Origin of the sequence: Nocardioides immobilis (assembly GCF_003515065.1) — a bacterium.
In the GTDB taxonomy this organism is placed as follows: domain Bacteria; phylum Actinomycetota; class Actinomycetes; order Propionibacteriales; family Nocardioidaceae; genus Nocardioides; species Nocardioides immobilis.
In genome coordinates this window covers 1-18218 of sequence record NZ_QXGH01000013.1, presented here as the reverse complement: position 1 = coordinate 18218, position 18218 = coordinate 1, and the positions used below count along the sequence as shown (strand labels likewise).

Here is an 18218-nt window from a genome sequence, read left to right as displayed (position 1 = left end):
GTGGGTCAGGGCTGAACGGGTCGGACGAGGGCGTCGTAGGTGTCGGGCCGGCGGGTCGTGAGGAACGGGAACAGGTCGAGCCAGTCGCGGCGCTGGGCGAGGTCGAGGGTGGCGACGAGGGCGACGTCACCCTCGCGTGGCGCCTCGACGAGCACCCGGCCGTAGGGGTCGCTGATGAACGACGACCCGTAGAACGTGATCACGCCCTCGCTCCCCCAGCGGTTGGGGACGACCATGAAGAGCCCGCTGGTGATGCCGTTGCCGACGATGACGTGCCGCCACAGCGGCTGGGTGTCGAAGTCCGGGTGGTCCGGCTCGGAGCCGATCGCCGTCGGGTAGGCGAGCACCTCGGCACCGCCCAGCGAGTAGGCACGGGCGACCTCGGGGAACCACTCGTCCCAGCAGGTCGGCAGGCCGATCCTGGGCGCCGACGGCAGGGGCAGGTCGATCACCGGGTACGGCGACGCGGCCGGCCCGGGACGGAAGTAGGTGTCCTCGTAGTAGCCGGCGGAGATCGGGATGTGCAGCTTGCGGGTGCGCCCGACCAGCTCACCGTCGGGCGACACCATGATCGCCGTGTTGTAGCCGCGCCCGTCGTCGGTGTCTGTGTCCGTGTCAGTGTCCTCAGGCTCCTCCCGCTCGTAGAGCGAGGCGTGCACGAAGACGCCGTTCTCCTTGGCCGCGCGGGCCGCGAGCGCGAAGGTCGGGCCGTCCTCGAGCGGCTCCGCCTGCTCGACCGGGCGATCGCCGGCGCGGACGTCGGCGGGATAGCGCAGCAGGGTGAGCTCCGGCAGGAACACGACCTCGGCGCCGGCGTCGGCAGCCGAGCGGACGCCGTCCTCGAGCACGGCCACGTGCTCGTCCGGGTCGTCGTGCCAGCGGGTCTGGACGAGCCCGGCGGTGAGGGGCGTGCGGTCGGGATCGGTGACCCGCGCCAGGGATGGCTGGGAGTCGGCGACGAGGGTCTTCATGGGGTACCTCCTGGATTGCTGGTGGGGCTTGGGACCGCCGGCTGTTGCTGGGTGATGCAGTGGACGCCGCCGCCACGGGCGAAGAGCGCCCGGGCGTCTACGGTGACGATCGACCGGCCCGGGTAGGCGTCGGCGATCACGTCGCGGGCCTCGGCGTCGACCGGGTCGTCGAACGAGCACGCCACCACGGCGCCGTTGAGCACGAAGTGGTTGACGTAGCTGTAGTCGACCCAGCCCGCGTCGTCGACGAGGGTCTTGGGAGCCGGCAGCCGGACCACCTCGAGCGGGCGGCCGTCGGCGTCGGTCTCGCGCGACAGCAGGTCCACGACCTCGGCGGTCACGGCGACGTCCGGGTGGCTCCCGTCGCGCTGGTCGTGGACGAGCAGCCGGCCGGGCTCGGTGAACGTCGCGATGATGTCGACGTGCCCGCGGGTGCCGAACCGCTCCGAGTCCCGGGTCAGGCCGCGGGGCAGCCAGATCACCTTGCGGGCGCCGACCGTGCGAACCAGCTCGGCCTCGACGTCGGCCTTGGTCCAGCCCGGGTTGCGGTCCGGGTCGAGCTGCACGGTCTCGGTGACGAGGAACGTGCCGAGCCCGTCGGTGTGGATGCCGCCCCCCTCGTTGACCATCGGGGAGTCGATCCGTACGGCGCCGCTGTGCTCGGTCGCGACCCCGCTGGCCCGGGCGTCGTGCTCCCAGGTGGCCCACTCCTGCTGGCCCCAGCCGTTGAAGACCCAGTTGACCGCGCCGAGCCGGTGCTGGTTGCTGGGGTCGGCGCCGACGACGAAGGTGGGCCCGATGTCGCGGTACCAGGCGTCGTCCAGCCGGGCGTCGACCTGCTCGACCGCGCTCGACAGCCGCCTCCGGGCCTGGTCCCGGCCGGAGGGGTCGACCAGCACGCTGATCGGCTCGTGCTCGGAGATCGCGTTGGCCACCGCGGCCCAGGCGACCCAGGCCTCCTCGGCCTCGGAGGCCGACTCACCGAGGGTGTACGACGCCGACGGCCATGCCATCCAGGCACGCTCGTGCGGCTCGCTCTCGGCCGGCATCCGCCACTGCGGCGTCGTACTCACTTCGCACCGCCGTCGCGCCAGGGCAGCAGCGGGCCGACGAACTGCCGGACGATCCGCATCGCGACCTCGTGGTCGACCGGCCGGTAGCCGACGACCACGCGGATGGTCAGGCCGTCGAGCAGCGCGGAGACGCCCTCCACGATCAGGTCGAGGTCGATGTCGTCGGGCAGCTCGCCGCGGTCGACGCCGTACGTCAAGGTGTCGCGGAGCAGGCCCTGCCACTCGGTCTCCAGCTCGGAGATCAGCTCGAGCACGTCCTTCTCGTGGACGGCACCGGCCCAGGCCTCCAGCCACATCAGCAGGCCGCTGTCGTCGAGGCCGGCGGGGGCGCCGGTGTCGAGCACCCACTCCCAGCGCTCGCGGGCGGACTCCATGCCGTCGAACGCCCGCAGCACGTGGTCGCGGAGGTCCTGCTCGACGATCCGCAGCGCGGTCATGAACAGGTCGTTCTTGCTCTCGAAGTAGTAGAGGAGGTGCGCGCCGGTCATCCCCAGGCTCTCGCCGAGGTCGGAGAGGCGCACGTTGTTGACGCCTTGCGCGCTGAGGGGCCGGATCGCGGCCCTCGCGATCTCGGCACGGCGCGATTGACGCTTGGTCGTCATACGAGGTCCTGTTCTGTTGTGCGGGCCAGCGAGGGCGCGGCGGCGATCAGCTCGGCGGTGTAGGGGTCGCTCGGTACGGCGAACAGCGCGCCCACGTCGCCCTGCTCGACGACCCGGCCGCGGCGCATCACGACGGCGGTGTCGCACAGGTAGCGCACCAGGTCGAGGTCGTGGCTGATGCACACGAGGGTCACCTGGGTGGTGCTGCGGAGCTCCGCGAGCAGGTCGAGGACCGACGCCTGGACGACGACGTCGAGCGCGCTGGTGGCCTCGTCGGCGACGATCAGCTCCGGCTCGAGGGCGAGCGCCCGCGCGATCGCCACCCGTTGCTTCTGGCCACCGGAGAGCCGCGCCGGCCGGGCCTCGCGGACCGCGCTGGGCAGGTGGACCAGGTCGAGCAGCTGCTTCACCCGGCTGTCGACCTGCGCCGCGGGGACCACCTGGTGCACCCGGAGCAGCTCCTCGAGGGTCGCGCCGACGGTCAGCGCCGGGTTGAGGGTGGTGCCAGGGTCCTGGAAGACCATCTGCATGGCGCGGCGGGTCGCGAGGTCCCGCTTCGGACGAAGCGGCGCGCCGCGGAAGCGGATCTCGCCCGCGTCGGGAGCGTGCAGGCCGAGCACGGTGCGCATCAGCGTGGACTTCCCGGAGCCGGACTCCCCGACGATCCCGACCGCTCCCCCGGCTGGAACCGACAGGCTGACGTCGTCGACGGCCACCAGCGGCGCCGCCTCGCGGCGCAGCACGCGGTCGAGCAGGCTCGGGCCCCCGAACGTGACGGTGACGTGGTCGATCTCGAGCAGGGGGCTCATCGGAGGACTCCTTCTCGGTCGGCGAGGCGGCGGGCGAGGTTCGCTGCCAGCAGGTCGCGGGTGTACTGCGCCTCGGGCGCGGCGAGGACGTGGTCGAGCGGGCCGGCCTCGACGAGCCGGCCGTTGCGCATGACCATGATCTGCGAGCACACGCTGGCGACGACGGCGAGGTCGTGGCTCACGAACACCATCGCCATGCCGCGTTCGGCGACCAGGTCGCGCAGCAGCTGCAGGATCTGCGCCTGCACCCGCACGTCCAGGGCCGTGGTCGGCTCGTCGCAGAGGAGCACGTCGGGGTCGGTCGCCAGTGCCGCGGCGATCATCACCCGCTGGCGCATGCCGCCGGAGAGCTCGTGCGGCCACGCGCGCAGCCGTCGTACGGCGTCGTCGATCCCGACCCGTTCGAAGAGGTCGGCCGCAGCGGCGCGCGCCTCTTTGGCGGAGCAGCCGGGGTGGTGGCGTCGCCAGGTCCGGGCGACCAGGTCACCGACCCGCATGGTCGGGTTGAGCGCCGTCGCGGGCTCCTGGAAGATCATCGCCGTGCGCGCCTCGCAGCGGATCGCGCCGCGGCGCTCGACGCACTCGGGGAGGATCCGCATCACCGAGCGCAGGGTCAGGCTCTTGCCGCTCCCCGACTCGCCGACGATGCCGAGCGTGGCACCTGCCGACAGCTCGAACGACAGGTCCTCGACGAGCGTCACGCCATCGTCGCGGAGCAGGGTCAGGTCCTCCACCGACAACACAGCCGTGGGTGTCAGGTCGTCCGTGCTCATCGCGCGCCCCTCCTGTCCTGAAGCCCGTCACCGAGGAGGGCGAAGCCGAGCGCGAGCACGGTGATCACCAGACCGGGCAGCACGGTGAGGGACATGTTGGTGGTCATGTAGGGCTGCGCGGCGGCGGTCATCGCACCCCACTCCGGCGTCGGCTGCTGGATGCCGAAGCCCAGGAACGAGAACGCGGCCAATGCCGTCACCGCGAACACCAGGTCGGAGGTGAGGTAGATCAGCGTCTGCCGGAGCGTGTTGGGCAGGACGTGCCGGACGATGATCCGTGGCGTCCGGAAGCCCGCCGTCACCGCCGCCGTGATGTAGCCGGCCTCGCGGATGCGCAGCACCTCCGTGCGGACCAGCCGGGCGTAGACCACCCAGCCGACCACGGTGAACGCGATGAGCAGCGAGCGGACGCCGTGCCCGAGGCTGAAGACCAGCACGATCATCAGGATGTAGGTCGGGAACGCCTGGAGCAGGTCGCTGACCCGCATCACCATGGCGTCGAACCAGCCACCGAGGTAGCCGCACACGACACCGAGCGCGGTGCCGAGCAGGCACGGCAGGACGGTCACCAGGAACGCGATCGGCAGGTCGATCCGGGCCCCGTAGAGCAGGCGTGCCAGCTCGTCGCGCCCCGCTTCGTCGGTGCCGAGGGGGTGCTCGGGCGAGGGCGGCTGGAGCGCGTTGAGGATGTCCTGGTCCGTGGGGTCGTGCGACGTCAGCCACGGGGCCAGGAGCGCGAGCACGACGTACGTCCCGACGATCAGCAGGCCGACGACGAGCTTGATCCGGCCGCTCCAGCGACCGCGCGGCCGCGTGGGCTCCGTGGCGCCGGCGATCGCTCCTAGCGGACTGGCGGTGCTGCTGATGATGCTCATGCGGTGATCCTCACGCGAGGGTCGACGACGGCGTTGACGATGTCGGAGACGAGGTAGAGCAGGACGACGAGGACCGCGAAGACGATCACGTAGCCCTGCACGAGCGGGAAGTCCTGGGTGCTCGAAGCGACGACCAGGCCCTGGCCGAGCCCGGGCAGACCGAACGCGACCTCGACGACGACCGTCCCGAACAGGGCGTAGCCGGCCTGGGCGGCGGTCACCGTGATCAGCGACGGAACCGCGTTGCGAAGCTGGAACTGGCGCAGCAGGGACAAGCCGCCGAAGCCCAGGGTCCGCGCGGCCAGCACGAACTCGGCGTCCTCGAGCTCCATCATCGTGGCTCGGAGGCTGCGCACCATCGGGGCCAGGATGCTGACCGCGACGACGCTCGACGGCAGCACCAGCGCCCGGAGGAAGTCCCCGGTTCCCTCTCCGGTGCCGGCGACGGGGAACCAGCCGGTGGGCAGGGCGACCATACGGATCGCCATGATCGCCACCCAGAACGTCGGCAGCCCGATGCCGAAGACGGCGAGGAGCCGGATCAGGTGGTCCATGAGGCCGTCGGGGCGGCGAGCCGCGGCGACTGCCAGCGGGACCGTCACGAGGAGCGCGAACAGCACGCCGAGCGCGGCCACCGACAGGGTGATCGGCAGCTGCTCGACGACCTGGCCGCCGACCGCCTGGCCGGTCTTGAACGAGGTCCCGAGGTCGCCGCCGAGCACCTGTCCGACGTACCGGACGTAGCGCTCCCAGACCGGGCGGTCGAGGCCGAGCTCGGTGGCGACGGCGTCGACCTCCGACTGCGGCGCCCGCGGCCCCGCGACCTGCCGGGCGGGATCTCCCGGTGCCAGGCTCAGCAGCAGCATCGCCAGGAGCAGGATCCCCAGCAGCAGCGGCGCGAGGCTGAGCAGCCGCCGGAGGACGAAGGCGAAGCGGCCGCTGCTCACTGGCTCTTCCAGATCGTGTCGAAGTAGTAGACGCCCCACGGGGTCACGTGCGCGTCGTGGACGACGTCCCGGATGCCCTCGAGGGCGGGAGTGTGCGCGAGCGCGATGTACGGCGCCTCCGTGCTCCACAGGTCCTGGAGCTCGGTGATCGCCGCCTCCTTCGCGGCCGGGTCGGACGTCGACGCGTAGTCGGTCAGGATCGAGATCGCCTCGTCGGTCAGGTAGCCGCTGAACATGGTGTTCGTCGCGACGATGTACCAGGCCGGGTCGGACGCGTCCGTCGTGATCGCGTTGTTGGAGAAGATCACCAGGTCGAAGTCACCGGAGGACATCGCGCCGTACGCCGTACCGGCGTCGGCCGACGTCAGCTCGACCTCGATCCCGATCTCGCCGAGGTTCTCCTGGATCACCTGCGCCATCACGCTGGAGCTGGCGTCGTTCGGGTAGATCAGGTCGAGCTCGTCGGGTGCCTCGGCGCCCGCGAGCAGCTCCTCGGCGCGGTCGAGGTCGCGGCTGAAGTACGGCTCGCTCGGCGGAGCCCAGTTCTCGAGGTTCGTCGGCAGGCTGCCCTCGGGCGCCGACCCGTAGGCCTTGAGCGCGCCGTCGGCGATCGCCTCGTAGTCGATGGCGTAGCCGATCGCCCGGCGGACGTCGGCGTCGGCGAGCGCGGCCTCCTTCGTGTTCATGACCAGCACTGGCGTGAGGTGCTCCGGACCCTGGAAGGCGAAGCCCTCGGGCAGCGTCGCCGCGGTCACGGGCAGGATCTCGTCGGCCATGTCGGCCTCTCCGGACTGCAGCTGCAGGGTCACCGAGTTCGGGTCGCTCGCGAACGTGCTGACGACCTCGTCGACGTACGGGCGATCCTCCAGGTAGTAGTCGTCGTTCTTCTCGAGGACGACCTCGCCGTTGGCGCTCCAGCTGTCGACGGTGAAGGCGCCGGCGCCGATCGGGTCCTGGTAGTACTCCTCGGCCGAGCGGCCGCCGAAGTCCTCCGGCATCACGCCGGCGTTGCCCCAGGCGAGGAAGGCGACGAGCGCGGTGTCGGGCACCGAGAGGTGGAGGACGAGCGACTTCTCGTCGACGACCTCGATCTCCTCGATGCTGCCGAACGAGGCGCCGTAATTGGGCCCGGCCTTCCAGGTCTCGATGGAGAACGCGACGTCGTCGGCGGTGACGGGAGAGCCGTCGCTGAAGTTGGCGTCGGGGTCCAGCTCGATCGCGAGCCGGGTGCCGCCCTTCGTGTACCTCCAGGAGGACGCCAGCCCGGGCGCGAGCGACTCGCCGTCCTCGCCGATCCGGATCAGCGGCTCGATGACGGCCTGCGAGATCTGGTACGACGAGTTGAGGGTCTGCTTGTCGCCCTCGAACCCCTCGAACGGGTTCGCGCGGAGCACGTTGAGGGTGCCGCCGGCGACGGGCTCGCCGGAGCCGTTGCTGGCGTCGCTCCCGGCGCACGCGGCCAGCAGGCTCGCGGTCAGGGCGGCGGCGACGGCCGTCGCAGCGAGGCGGGTGTGGTGGGCCATGTCGGCTCCTCCATTTTTTGAATGGCGTTCAAAGTCGGGTTCAGATTAGGCATGGATGGCGCGCCCTGTGAAGGGGGTCACACGACTTTTTTGGCTCTTGTGTGACCTATCCGTGGGTCATCCAGCGGAGCTGGCGCGTACCGGTGACGGGTCGCGGGTGGTGGCGACCGAAAGGCTGGCGACGACCGCCCGGTTAGTCAGAGGCAAAGGGCACTCCCTCGGCGATAGGTCCACCACCTCGCCGCTCTGACTGGTCACAGCACCCCGCAAGCACACCGAGGTCCGTGGGAGCACACCGATTTCCGTGGGAGACGGTCGGCTACCGCGCGGCCGCCGACACCAACCCGAGCCCGACCCACGGATAGGTCACCAGAGCCACCTTTTACGAAGAGCGGTTCCGCGACCGCGCCGCCACATAGGCGTCGACCAGCTCGCCGAGCCGGTCGCCGTCGAACGGGTCGCCATGGCCCGGATAGACGACCTCGACGGGCAGCGACCGGAGCCGGCGCATGCTGTCGAAGTAGGCCGGGATATCCGACTCCGGCAGCTCGTCGAGCAGCACGTCGTCGTACACGACGTCGCCGCTGAAGAGCGCGCCGCTGTGCTCGTCGAACAGGCAGAGGCAGCCGGGCGTGTGGCCCGGGAGATGCAGGACGCGGAGCTGGCGGTCGCCGAGGTCGATCGTGTCGCCGTCGCTAAGGACGGCGGTCGCCGGAGCCGGCGGGATCGCGTAGTCGTCGACCTCGAAGGTCTCCGACGGCACGCCGTTGATGAGCAGGTCCGGCGCGTCGGGCCACTCCAGGCCGAGCAGCGCCGCGACCTCGGGCCCGCGCAGGCTGGCCGGAGTCCCGTCGACCTCCGTCGCCGGATGCATCCGGCGGTCGCCGAACTCGTGGGCGGATCCGACGTGGTCGAGGTGGCGATGGGTGAGGACCAGGACCGGATCCCTCTCGAAGAGGGCAGGGACGTGCCCACGCAACGACGCGACCCCCAGGCCGGCATCGACCACGAGGTCGCGCTCCCGGCCCCGCACCTGCCAGATGTTCGCGCGCAGCAGCTCGTGGACGTGGGGTTCGTCGATCCGGATGAGGTCGTCCGTGACCCGCTCCACGCGGAACCAGGGCGAACGGGTGGGCAGCCTGGTCACGCGCTCGCCTCCGCTCAGCTCGCGCGCTGGGCGGCGTGCGCCTCTCGGAGCGGGGTGCGCGGCGACTCGAGCGCGTGCAGGGCGACCGGGTCGCGGCCGCGGGAGCCCAGCAGCCAGACCAGGTTCACGAGCAGCCGACGACGGGCGCAAGGCAGCCGACTGCCGTGGTAGAGCCGGTGCACCCACCAGGCGAGCACGCCGCGCAGCGGCACGCCGTACAGCTCGGCGACGCCCTTGCGCAGGCCGAGGGAGGCGACCGCGCCGGCGTCGCGGTGGCGGTACTCCCGCTCCCGGCCGCGGATGTTGTCCGCGACCCGCACGGCCTGGCGGACGGCGTGCTGCGCCGTCGGCGGGCACAGGCCGCCGGTGACGAGGTCGGGTACGGCGGCGCAGTCGCCGAGCGCCCACACGCCCGGGAGGACGCGCAGGGACGCGTCGGTGACAACCCGGCCGGCCGGGTCGCACGGGAGGCCGAGCCGCCGCAGGACCGGGTTGGCGACGACGCCGGCGGTCCAGACGACGGTGTCGGCGGGGATCACCTCGCCGGTGCCGAGGGTGACGCGGTCGGGTTCGACCTCGCTGACCGTGGTCGCGGTCCGCACCTCGACGCCGCGCCCGATGAGGTTGGCGGCGGCGTACGTCGCGAGCCGTTCGGGCAGCTGGCCGAGGATCCGCGGCCCCGCCTCGACGAGCACCCAGCGGGTGTCCTCGATCGACAGGCCGGGGTAGCGGTGGAGCGTCCGGCGCGCCATGTCCTGCAGCTCGGCGAGGGCCTCGACGCCGGCATAGCCCGCGCCGACGACCACGAAGGTCAGCGCGCGGCGCCGGACCTCCGGCGACGTGGAGGACGCGGCGAGCTCGATCCGGGCGAGCACCCGGTTGCCGAGGTGGAGCGCCTCCTCGACGGTCCGGAACCCGATCGCGTGCTCGACGAGGCCGGGCACGGGGAGGATCCGGGTGACCGCTCCGACGGCGAGCACCAGCTCGTCGTACTCCAACCGGTGTGCGGTGCCGTCGGCGGCCGTCGCGACCGCGACCTTCGCTTCGGGGTCCATCGACGTCAGCGCCGCGCTGAGCACCCGGGCGCCCGGCACCGCCGAGCGGAGGGGGACGACCACGTGGCTCGGCTGGACCGTGCCGGCGGCGACCTCGGGCAGCAGCGGCTGGTAGGTCATGTAGCCGTGGGGGTTGACCACCGTGACCTCGAGGTCGCGGCCACGCTTGAGCATCCGCCGCGCGGCGGTGAGGCCGGCGTACCCGCCCCCGACGACGACGACCCGCTTGCGGGCAGTCACGACCAGTCCACGCTGTAGTACTGGGTCTCCTGGAACTCGCGGATCCCGTCCCGGGCGCCCTCGCGGCCGAGGCCGCTCTGCTTGAAGCCGCCGAACGGGGCCGCCGGGTCCGAGACGATGCCGCGGTTGATGCCGACCATGCCGGCGTCGATCCGCTCGGCGATCTTGAGCGCGTCCTGGAGCCGGCCGGCATAGACGTACGACGCCAGCCCGAACTCGGTGTCGTTGACCTGGTGAAGCATCTGCTCCTCGTCGTCCCAGACGACGATCGGCGCGACCGGGCCGAAGATCTCCTGGCCGAGGATCGGCGAGTCCGGGGCGACGTCGGTGAGCACCGTCGGCGGGAAGAACCAGCCCTCGTCGGGCGTGCCGCCCTGGTGGGCGACGGTGGCGCCCGCGGCGACCGCCTCGTCGACCAGCGCGCGGACGCCGTCGACGGCCCGGGCGCTGATGAGGGGCCCGATCTGCGACTTCTCGTCGGCGCCGGGGCCGACCTGGAGCGCCTCGACCGCGGCGCCGAACAGCTGGACGAATTCCTCGGCCACATCGGCGTGCACGTAGAACCGGTTGGCCGCGGTGCAGGCCTGCCCGCCACCGCGGAACTTCGCGATCATCGCGCCGGCGACGGCTGCCTCGACATCGGCGTCGGCGGTGACGACGAACGCCGCGTCGCCGCCGAGCTCCATGCTCGCATTGAGGACCCGGTCCGCCGCCTGGTGGAGGAGGGCGCGGCCGACGCCGGTCGAGCCGGTGAAGGAGACCTTGCGGACCCGGGCGTCCTCGAGCCAGGTGGTGACCACGCCGGGGGCGTCGGTCGTCGGGACCAGGTTGACGACGCCGTCCGGCACGCCTGCGTCCTTGAGGATCCGGGTGATCGCGATCGCGGTCAGCGGCGTCTCGGCTGCGGGCTTGAGCACGACGGTGCAGCCCGCCGCCAGCGCCGGGGCGATCTTGCGGGTCGCCATCGCAGCCGGGAAGTTCCACGGCGTGACCAGGGCGGCCACCCCGACCGGCCGGTGCGTGACCAGGGTGCGGGTGCCGCTGGCGGGCGCGACGGCGTAGTCACCCTCGCTGCGGACGGCCTCCTCGGAGTACCAGCGGAAGAACTCCGCCGCGTAGGCGACCTCGGCCCGGGCGTCGGCCTGGGACTTGCCGTTCTCGGCGACGATGAGCGCCGCGAGCAGGTCGGTCTCGGCGACGAGCGCGTCGAACGCGCGGCGCAGCACCTCGGCGCGAGCACGCGGGGTCTCCGCGGCCCAGGCGGGCAGCGCGCGGGCGGCGGCGTCGACCGCGGCGGTCGCCTCGGCCGGCCCGGCGTCGGCGACCTCGGCGATCACGTCGAGCGTCGCCGGGTCCTGCACGGCGAAGGTCTGTGTGGCACCGATGCCGCGGCCGTCCACGTGGATGCCGTGCTTGGGGTCGAGCCCGGCGATCTGGTCCTGCAGGTCGATGGTTTCGGTCATCGTCAGCTCGTCTCGAAGATGCCGTCGAGGACGTCGAGCGCCTCGGTCAGCAGGTGGTCGGGGATGGAGAGGGGCGGCAGGAACCGCAGCACGTTGCCCCAGGTGCCGCAGGTGAGCACCACCAGGCCCTGCGCGTGCGCGGCGGCGGCGACGCGCTGCGCGAGGGCGGCGTCCGGCTCGGTGGTGCCGGGCTCGACCAGCTCGACGGCGATCATCGCGCCGCGGCCCCGAAGGTCGCCGACCCGCGGGTCGCGCGCCTGGAGCGCGCCGAGCCGCTCGGTCATCATGGCGCCGATCTGCCGGGCGCGGTCGACCAGGCCGTCGGTCTCGATGGTCTCGATCACGGCCAGCGCTGCGGCGCAGGCGAGCGGGTTGCCGCCGTACGTCCCACCGAGGCCGCCGGCGTGCGGGGCGTCCATGATCTCGGCGCGGCCGGTGACGGCGGCGAGCGGGAGGCCGCCGGCGATGCCCTTGGCGGTGACGATCAGGTCGGGCACGACGCCCTCGTCGTCGCAGGCGAAGAGGTCGCCGGTGCGGGCGAATCCGGTCTGCACCTCGTCGGCGACGAAGACGACTCCGTTGGCGCGGCACCACTCGGCGAGGGCGGGGAGGAACCCCGGAGCCGGTACGACGAAGCCGCCCTCACCCTGGATCGGCTCGATCACCACGGCGGCCAGGTTGGTGGCGCCGACCTGCTTCTCGATGACGTCGATGGCCCGGCGGGCGGCGGCCGGGCCGTCGACCCCGTCGACGCCGTCGCGGAACGGGTAGGACATCGGGGCGCGGTAGACCTCGGGCGCGAACGGGCCGAAGCCGTGCTTGTAGGGCATGTTCTTCGCGGTCAGCGCCATCGTGAGGTTGGTGCGGCCGTGGTAGCCGTGGTCGAACGCCACGACGGCCTGGCGGCCGGTGTGGGACCGGGCGATCTTGACGGCGTTCTCGACCGCCTCGGCGCCGGAGTTGAAGAGCGCGGTGCGCTTCTCGTGGTCGCCGGGGGTCAGTCGGTTGAGGGCCTCGGCGACCCGGACGTAGCCGTCGTACGGCGTCACCATGAAGCAGGTGTGGGTGAAGGCCGCGGCCTGCGCGGCGACCGCCTCCGCCACCCGGGGGTTGCTGTTGCCCACGGTGGTCACCGCGATGCCCGAGCCGAGGTCGATGAGCGAGTTGCCGTCGACGTCGACGACCACGCCGCCCCCGGCGGCCACCGTGTAGATCGGCAGCATCGTGCCCACGGCGCTGCTGACCGCTGCGTCCTTGCGCGCGGCGAGCTCGCGCGACCGCGGACCGGGGATCTCGGTCACGAGGCGGCGCTCCTGCGGGAGCTGCGGTCCGCCCACGGCGGGCGCGGCGGTCTCGAGGTCGGTCGTGGTGGCGGTCATGGCGTGCTCCTGTCCGGCGGTGCTGGATCCTTCGACGGTAGGAGTCGCGGGTCGGCGACGCCATGTCGGCTCTGCACAATCTGTCTTCCTCGCTTGTGCGAGACTGCCCCCATGGTGACGATGGCGGACCTGCTCGCCGAGCGGGACCTCGCGCTCGTGGCGGTCCACCTGGCCACCGCGGACGCCGAGATCCGGTGGGTGGCGACGAGCGAGCTGGTCGACCCGACGCCCTACCTCGAGGGCGGCGAGGTGCTGCTCATGACCGGGCTGGAGACGAAGGGCTGGCGCTCGGAGTGGCATCGGTACGTCGAGCGCCTCGCCGGTGCCGGTGTGGCCGGGCTCGGGCTCGCCGTGGGCCTGACCCACGAGCAGCCGCCGAAGCTGCTGGTGCGCGCCTGCCGCGAGGTCGGCCTCAACCTGTTCGAGGTCCCGCGCCCGACGACCTTCGTGGGGATCTCACGCGCGACCGCCGGCCTGCTCGACGCCGAGCGCGAGAACGTCGCGCGCCGGTCGATGGACGCACAGCGGATCCTGACCCAGGCCGCGCTCGAGGTCGAGGACGCCGCGGCCGTCGTACGACGCCTCGGCGCGCTCGTCGACGGCGCGGCGGCGACCGTGACCCGGGACGGCGTGCCCGTGGTCGGCCCGTTCGGCCCCCGGGTCGACGACCTGGACCTCGCCGTCGTGCGCACCGAGGTCGAGCGGATCCACCGGCAGGGCCTCCGTGCGGCGGCCAGCTCATCCGGCCCGTCCGGCACGACCGTCGTCCGGCCGCTGGGCGTGCGGTCGCGGCCCGAGGCGTGGCTCGCCGTCCTCGTCCCCGGTCGGGCGAGCGACGTCGACCGGGTCGCGATCACGACCGCCGTTTCCTTGCTCGGCCTGGGCATGGAGCGGCGACGCGAGCGCCGGACGACCGACCGCGAGCTCCGCGCCCGCGCGGTCGAGCTGCTCCTCGCCGACGACGTCCGCACGGCTCGGATCGTGCTAGGGGCGGCGAGCACCGCCGCCGGCACCGGGCCGCGGCTCCCTCGCGAGGTCCGGCTGCTCCGCGCGCGGGGCGCCGCCGAAGTCGTCGAGGACGCGCTCGTGATGCTCGAGGACGAGCGGCTCCTCGCCGCTGTACTGGACGGCGAGCTCACCGTCGTCAGCAGCGGCCGGTCCGCCGCAGGGCTCGCCCAGCAGCTCGCCGACCGCGGGTTCCAGGTGGGCGTCGGCCGCGCCGTACCCGTCGAGGAGAGCTCGACCAGCCAGGAGACCGCCGGGCACGCCCTCGCCGCGGCCAGCCGGGCGACCCCGGTCCGCAGCTGGGACGACCTCGCCGACACCGGCGTCGTCGGCCTGCTCGGCGCCGACCGCGCCGCCGCTTTCGCCCGCTCGTTCCTCGCCCCGCTCGCCGACGACGCCGTACTCCTCGAGACGCTCGCCGCGTTCCTCCGGCACCACGGGTCCCGCGGGGAGACGGCCGCCGAGCTCGGCGTGCACCGCAACACGGTGCGCAACCGGGTCGAGCACCTCGAGTCGCTGCTCGGCGCCTCCCTCGACGACCCGCAGGTGCGGGTCGACGCGTGGGTGGCACTGCAGGTCTCTCCCACCGGCGGGTGAGCCGAGCGGAGGGAGGCAACCAGGCTCAGCTGGTGATGTCGCCGGTGCCGCTGACCTTGCGACCTCGGTTGTAGGTGAGGCTGAGGTGGCCGTGCTCACCTCCGTCGACCTCGATGTTCGCGCGCACTGTCACGCAGTGCTGGGTGCCTTGGGAGAAGTAGTACTTCGTGACGATGAGGTAGCTGTCGTCGGCGCACACGTCAATGTCGGTGCAGTCGGCGTCGACCTCGCCGAGATGACCCGTGGTCGGGGCGACGGGGGCGAGCCTGCCCGTCCACTGCCAGTACTCGGAGCCGTGGAACGTCCCGGTCAGCCCATCGGGGATGGTGCCGGTGAGGCCCGGGCTGAGGCCGGCGACGCTCTCCCAGGTCCCCTCGTAGTCCTTGCGGACGCAGTACTGGCGGTCACCGACCTGCCAGATCCGCAGGTGCTGGGTGTAGTTGAAGCGCGCCCACATGTGACCGTCCCTGGCCGGCAGCAGCGGCTGGTCTCGGACGTCCTGCGTGACGTCGACGGCCAGGTCCTTGGCCCCGGCACAGAACGGCGGCGGTGTTGTCGGCTCCGCCGCTGCCGGCGCTGCCGACCCCGGGACCAGGATCGCGCTGACGGACAGGGCGCCGAGGACGGCCGCGAGGACGCGTCGGCTGAGTCGTTGGGTGCTGCGCATGGCGTACTCCTCTTGCTCCTGCGAACGGTTGTCCGCGTGGTTTCCTCCCCTCAGTCAGGGTTGACCGTCCTGGTCGCCGGCGCATGGGCAGCGTCTCCCGTTCGCACGGGAGACTTTCCCGGTCTTGTCGGGAATGCTCGGGAGTTGATGGGCTCAGAGGTTCTGGACCACGCGGGGACGGGCTTCTGGCCGCAACCACTTCAGCAGCCAGCGCATGTCGCTCGGATCCTCCAGCCGGGTGCACCCCTCGCTCGGCTCCCACCGATGGCGCGGCCGCGAGGTGTGGTAGAAGATCCCGCTGCCTGCGTCCGGCACGGGGGCGGGCCCCACGCCAGGGCGCAGCCGGACGCGGTTGTAGTCGACGACGAAACCCCACCGCATGGACGGGCGGTCACCGTCGGTGCGTCCGGGCTCCTCGATCCAGGTGTTGTAGAGCGGGCCGACCTCGTCGGTGACGGTCGAGGTGGGCAGCCGGCGGCGCCAGGGCATCCTGCCGGGGTTTCCGGGCGTCGTCGAGAAGGTGACCTTGATCCGGTACACCCCGACAGGGGTGCGGCCGTCGTCCTGGCGCCGCTTGCCCCAGCCACGGGGCCCGATCGTGGACCCGAACTCCCGCACCATCACCCAGGTGCCTCGACGTCGTTCCCATGCCTGCGTGGCGGTGCAGTAGATCCGCGCGCACCAGCGATCACTGGACACCGTCCGGATGACTTGACGGGTCCGCGCGGTCACCTCCGACGCCCACCCCGGCGACGCGGGCTCGGCCGTTGGCGTGGACGCGCTCGATACTGCGCCGCTCGGCCCGGCGTCGGGTCCAGGTGTGGAGGACGGCGCGCTGCAGGCCGTGGGCAGGACTGCCACGCACACCACCAGTGCCGTCACGAGCGACCCGCAGGACCCCATGCGGCGATGATCGCACTCGTGGAGCCAGCAGGGTCAGTCAGCGCTTTCGTCGACGACGTCGACCACCAGCCGCGAGGGATTGGTGAGCGCGAAGACTCGGAACGGTGCGGGGGCGCCATCGATCCCGTCGAGCACTTGGGTGTAGCCCTCGAACGTACCGACGACGTAGACGTCGTCGACGTCGCCGCCGTTCTCCGGGGTGAATTGACGGGGACCGCGGTAGTAGTTGTCCGCGGGCCAGGTGGTGCCCGAGGCGCCCGAGGTGGACCTCTGCGTGATGGTGGTCTCGCTGGCCGCAGGGTCGCTGGTCACGTCGCCGCCGTTGGACCCGCAGGCCGCAAGGAGTGGTACGACGGCGGCCGTGCTCAGCAGGGCGATCGTGTCTCGTCGCATCGTCTCTCCTTCGCCCCTGAGGCCGCGCACCTGTCAGGCAGGCAACGATCACGATCGCCAGGAACAGCCGCATCAAGCCCCTCATGGAGCCACTGGTCGTACGACGCCTGACTGAGGCTCTTGGTTGACCTGACGGACGCGACTCCCGGCAGTGGTACCCGCACCGAGGGGTGCCAGTAGCGTGCAGCTCCGCGAGCCCGAGGGCGGCAATTGCGTCCGACCGTGCCGTTCTGGGCCAATCGGACTGGTGGCCTCAGGCCTCGGTCTGGGTTGCGGGCGCCGCCGCCAGGGCGGGCACTTTGCGGCGCAGCTCCGCGAGCTCGGCTTGGATTCGCTCACGAGGGCGGCCCGAGGCGAGCAGCTCGGCTTCGACCTCGCGGGCGGTTGCATGCGCGGCTTCGGTGTTCCCGAGCTGTGCATGCGCCCGCGCTACTTGAGCGAGTTTGAAACGCCGCAACGGGCCGGGCGGGACGATCATGCGAAGAGCTTCTAGGGCGAGTGGCAACGCTTCTTCCGGTCGGCTCAGATCGAGCAGAACCTCTGCCACGGTTACCAAAGCGACGTCGAAGTCCATGTTGCTGTCCGATTCCCGTGCATCGATGAGGGCCCGCTCGGCGTGGCGTAGGGCCTCCTCGGGCTCCCCGGCCGCTTGAGCGATCATGCCGTGCAGATGATGGACCATCCGTCTGTCGGTGGCGTCGGCAGCGGGACTGGCAGCGAACGGCAGGTAAGCATCAGCGTGCCTGCGGGCGGCGCGCAGATCGCCCCGCCGACCGTAGTGGAACGCGAGGTTGAAGTGCAGATAGCCGGAGCCGGGACTCACACCATGTCCGTCGGCAGCGGCGCAGATGGCCTCTAGCCGATCGTCCGCCACCGCGACAGCGCCGACGTGAAGGAGGAGGTTGATGGCACCGGCGAAGCCCAAGTCGTCATCTGCATCGGCTGGAAGGGGCCCGGACATGAGCCGGTTCGCGAGATCAACTATGCGGACGCTGGGCTCTCCACAGTGGGCAATCAGGCTCACCAGCTCCCACACCTTTCCGAGCCCGCTCGCGCCGTCGTCCATGGCCTGCTCGAGCGCCGTCTCCAGTGCCAGGACCCGGTCGAGTGGGATGTCGTCGAATCGCCGCTGCTCCCGGTACAGGGCGGCTGCCAGTTGTTGTGCCCAGGCGCGGAGGCCGAGTCGGGCGGCGGCCGCGAGGTCGGGGTCGTTGGCCAGGTGGCGCCGGGCAGCGTGGCGGATGGTGTCGAGGATCCGGTAGCTCTCGCCGTCGAGGTCGATCAGACTGGCTTGTGCCAGGTGGCGAACGGCGTGGGTTTCACAACCGTCGACGGCGTCGAGAATGGTGATGGCCATCTCGAGGTCGAAGCGGCCGGGCAGGATGGAGAGCGCCAGCAGTGAGGCGCGACGCGGTGGGGGCAAGCAGTCCAGGCTCCAGGCCAATACCGCGTCGAGGCTGCGTTGCCGGGGTTGGCCGCCGCGGCGGGCGAGGTCGTCGGTGCCCTCCTCGGCGATCTGGATCAGGTCTCGCAGAGTGGTGGAGCGGGATTGCGTCGCGGCCAGTGAGCTTGTCAAGATTTCTGTGTAAGTGATCGATCCCTTGTTGTTGATTTCGCTTACAGGTAGGGGTTGATGCGGTCGGGGTAGGCGATCGCGAGCTGGCCCAGGGCCTGCTTCCAGTTGGTCACGACCTGGCCCTCGACCAGGCGGGGCTTGGCCTTGCGCTGCGCGGCGGGCTTCCCGCGTTCCTTGGCCCGCTCGCGGGCTCGTTTGTCCTCGATGTTGCAGATCGCCA

At 71.8% G+C, this 18218-nt stretch carries 17 protein-coding genes and 1 pseudogene; 1 reads left to right on the top strand and 17 read right to left on the bottom strand.

Features of this window, described 5'->3' with window-relative positions:
* Positions 1–5 precede the first annotated feature (5 nt).
* From D0Z08_RS08915 to gabT, 12 genes are all read right to left on the bottom strand, one after another.
* On the bottom strand, positions 6–971 hold the full coding sequence (locus D0Z08_RS08915; protein WP_118924800.1) for a nitrilase-related carbon-nitrogen hydrolase: 966 nt from the start codon (positions 969–971) through the stop codon (positions 6–8).
* Complete coding sequence (locus D0Z08_RS08910) at positions 968–2044, bottom strand: agmatine deiminase family protein (protein WP_245993811.1); 1077 nt, start codon at positions 2042–2044, stop codon at positions 968–970. Before D0Z08_RS08910 ends, D0Z08_RS08915 begins: the two co-directional genes overlap by 4 nt.
* Positions 2041–2646 carry a TetR/AcrR family transcriptional regulator gene (locus D0Z08_RS08905; RefSeq protein WP_118924796.1) on the bottom strand — a complete coding sequence of 202 codons (606 nt, stop codon included), beginning with the start codon at positions 2644–2646 and terminating at the stop codon, positions 2041–2043. The genes D0Z08_RS08910 and D0Z08_RS08905 overlap by 4 nt, the downstream gene beginning before the upstream one ends.
* Positions 2643–3455, bottom strand: coding sequence for an ABC transporter ATP-binding protein (locus tag D0Z08_RS08900; protein WP_118924794.1), 813 nt, complete (start codon positions 3453–3455; stop codon positions 2643–2645). Before D0Z08_RS08900 ends, D0Z08_RS08905 begins: the two co-directional genes overlap by 4 nt.
* The gene (locus D0Z08_RS08895; RefSeq protein WP_118924792.1) at positions 3452–4228 is read right to left on the bottom strand and encodes an ABC transporter ATP-binding protein; all 777 of its coding nucleotides are present in this window, start codon (positions 4226–4228) and stop codon (positions 3452–3454) included. The genes D0Z08_RS08900 and D0Z08_RS08895 overlap by 4 nt, the downstream gene beginning before the upstream one ends.
* Complete coding sequence (locus D0Z08_RS08890; RefSeq protein ID WP_118924790.1) at positions 4225–5103, bottom strand: ABC transporter permease; 879 nt, start codon at positions 5101–5103, stop codon at positions 4225–4227. Before D0Z08_RS08890 ends, D0Z08_RS08895 begins: the two co-directional genes overlap by 4 nt.
* Complete coding sequence (locus D0Z08_RS08885) at positions 5100–6050, bottom strand: ABC transporter permease (protein ID WP_118924788.1); 951 nt, start codon at positions 6048–6050, stop codon at positions 5100–5102. The genes D0Z08_RS08890 and D0Z08_RS08885 overlap by 4 nt, the downstream gene beginning before the upstream one ends.
* Positions 6047–7573, bottom strand: a complete 1527-nt coding sequence (locus D0Z08_RS08880) for an ABC transporter substrate-binding protein (RefSeq protein ID WP_118924786.1) — start codon at positions 7571–7573, stop codon at positions 6047–6049. Before D0Z08_RS08880 ends, D0Z08_RS08885 begins: the two co-directional genes overlap by 4 nt.
* Before the next feature lie 382 nt (positions 7574–7955).
* Positions 7956–8720, bottom strand: a complete 765-nt coding sequence (locus tag D0Z08_RS08875; RefSeq protein WP_220454116.1) for an MBL fold metallo-hydrolase — start codon at positions 8718–8720, stop codon at positions 7956–7958.
* A 14-nt stretch (positions 8721–8734) separates the two neighbouring features.
* Entirely contained in the window at positions 8735–10015 is a 1281-nt protein-coding gene (locus D0Z08_RS08870) for an NAD(P)/FAD-dependent oxidoreductase (protein ID WP_118924782.1), read from the bottom strand.
* Positions 10012–11478, bottom strand: a complete 1467-nt coding sequence (locus D0Z08_RS08865) for an NAD-dependent succinate-semialdehyde dehydrogenase (RefSeq protein WP_118924780.1) — start codon at positions 11476–11478, stop codon at positions 10012–10014. The genes D0Z08_RS08870 and D0Z08_RS08865 overlap by 4 nt, the downstream gene beginning before the upstream one ends.
* A 2-nt stretch (positions 11479–11480) precedes the next feature.
* Complete coding sequence (gabT, locus tag D0Z08_RS08860) at positions 11481–12857, bottom strand: 4-aminobutyrate--2-oxoglutarate transaminase (protein ID WP_118924778.1); 1377 nt, start codon at positions 12855–12857, stop codon at positions 11481–11483.
* Between the two features lie 111 nt (positions 12858–12968).
* Here gabT and D0Z08_RS08855 point away from each other — a divergent pair, with 111 nt between their 5' ends.
* A complete protein-coding gene (locus tag D0Z08_RS08855) occupies positions 12969–14459 on the top strand; it encodes a PucR family transcriptional regulator (RefSeq protein ID WP_118924776.1) in 1491 nt (496 codons plus the stop codon).
* 25 nt (positions 14460–14484) lie between these two features.
* Here D0Z08_RS08855 and D0Z08_RS08850 read toward each other — a convergent pair whose 3' ends face one another.
* The 5 genes and pseudogenes from D0Z08_RS08850 to D0Z08_RS08830 all read right to left on the bottom strand — a co-directional run.
* Complete coding sequence (locus D0Z08_RS08850; protein WP_118924774.1) at positions 14485–15126, bottom strand: hypothetical protein; 642 nt, start codon at positions 15124–15126, stop codon at positions 14485–14487.
* Between the two features lie 153 nt (positions 15127–15279).
* Positions 15280–15858, bottom strand: a complete 579-nt coding sequence (locus D0Z08_RS08845) for a L,D-transpeptidase family protein (protein WP_245993808.1) — start codon at positions 15856–15858, stop codon at positions 15280–15282.
* Between the two features lie 204 nt (positions 15859–16062).
* A complete protein-coding gene (locus tag D0Z08_RS08840; RefSeq protein ID WP_118924770.1) occupies positions 16063–16422 on the bottom strand; it encodes an AMIN-like domain-containing (lipo)protein in 360 nt (119 codons plus the stop codon).
* 253 nt (positions 16423–16675) lie between these two features.
* A complete protein-coding gene (locus D0Z08_RS08835; RefSeq protein WP_118924768.1) occupies positions 16676–17998 on the bottom strand; it encodes a tetratricopeptide repeat protein in 1323 nt (440 codons plus the stop codon).
* 41 nt (positions 17999–18039) lie between these two features.
* Positions 18040–18218: pseudogene (locus tag D0Z08_RS08830) on the bottom strand (IS256 family transposase); the annotation flags it as partial.

Excerpts from the sequence above, each read along its gene's own strand:
- D0Z08_RS08915 (WP_118924800.1), bottom strand. The coding sequence starts at position 971 with ATGAAGACCCTCGTCGCCGACTCCCAGCCATCCCTGGCGCGGGTCACC.
- D0Z08_RS08905 (WP_118924796.1), bottom strand. The coding sequence starts at position 2,646 with ATGACGACCAAGCGTCAATCGCGCCGTGCCGAGATCGCGAGGGCCGCG.
- D0Z08_RS08900 (WP_118924794.1), bottom strand. The coding sequence starts at position 3,455 with ATGAGCCCCCTGCTCGAGATCGACCACGTCACCGTCACGTTCGGGGGC.
- D0Z08_RS08895 (WP_118924792.1), bottom strand. The coding sequence starts at position 4,228 with ATGAGCACGGACGACCTGACACCCACGGCTGTGTTGTCGGTGGAGGAC.
- D0Z08_RS08890 (WP_118924790.1), bottom strand. The coding sequence starts at position 5,103 with ATGAGCATCATCAGCAGCACCGCCAGTCCGCTAGGAGCGATCGCCGGC.
- D0Z08_RS08880 (WP_118924786.1), bottom strand. The coding sequence starts at position 7,573 with ATGGCCCACCACACCCGCCTCGCTGCGACGGCCGTCGCCGCCGCCCTG.
- D0Z08_RS08865 (WP_118924780.1), bottom strand. The coding sequence starts at position 11,478 with ATGACCGAAACCATCGACCTGCAGGACCAGATCGCCGGGCTCGACCCC.
- gabT (WP_118924778.1), bottom strand. The coding sequence starts at position 12,857 with ATGACCGCCACCACGACCGACCTCGAGACCGCCGCGCCCGCCGTGGGC.
- D0Z08_RS08855 (WP_118924776.1), top strand. The coding sequence starts at position 12,969 with ATGGTGACGATGGCGGACCTGCTCGCCGAGCGGGACCTCGCGCTCGTG.
- D0Z08_RS08850 (WP_118924774.1), bottom strand. The coding sequence starts at position 15,126 with ATGCGCAGCACCCAACGACTCAGCCGACGCGTCCTCGCGGCCGTCCTC.
- D0Z08_RS08840 (WP_118924770.1), bottom strand. The coding sequence starts at position 16,422 with ATGCGACGAGACACGATCGCCCTGCTGAGCACGGCCGCCGTCGTACCA.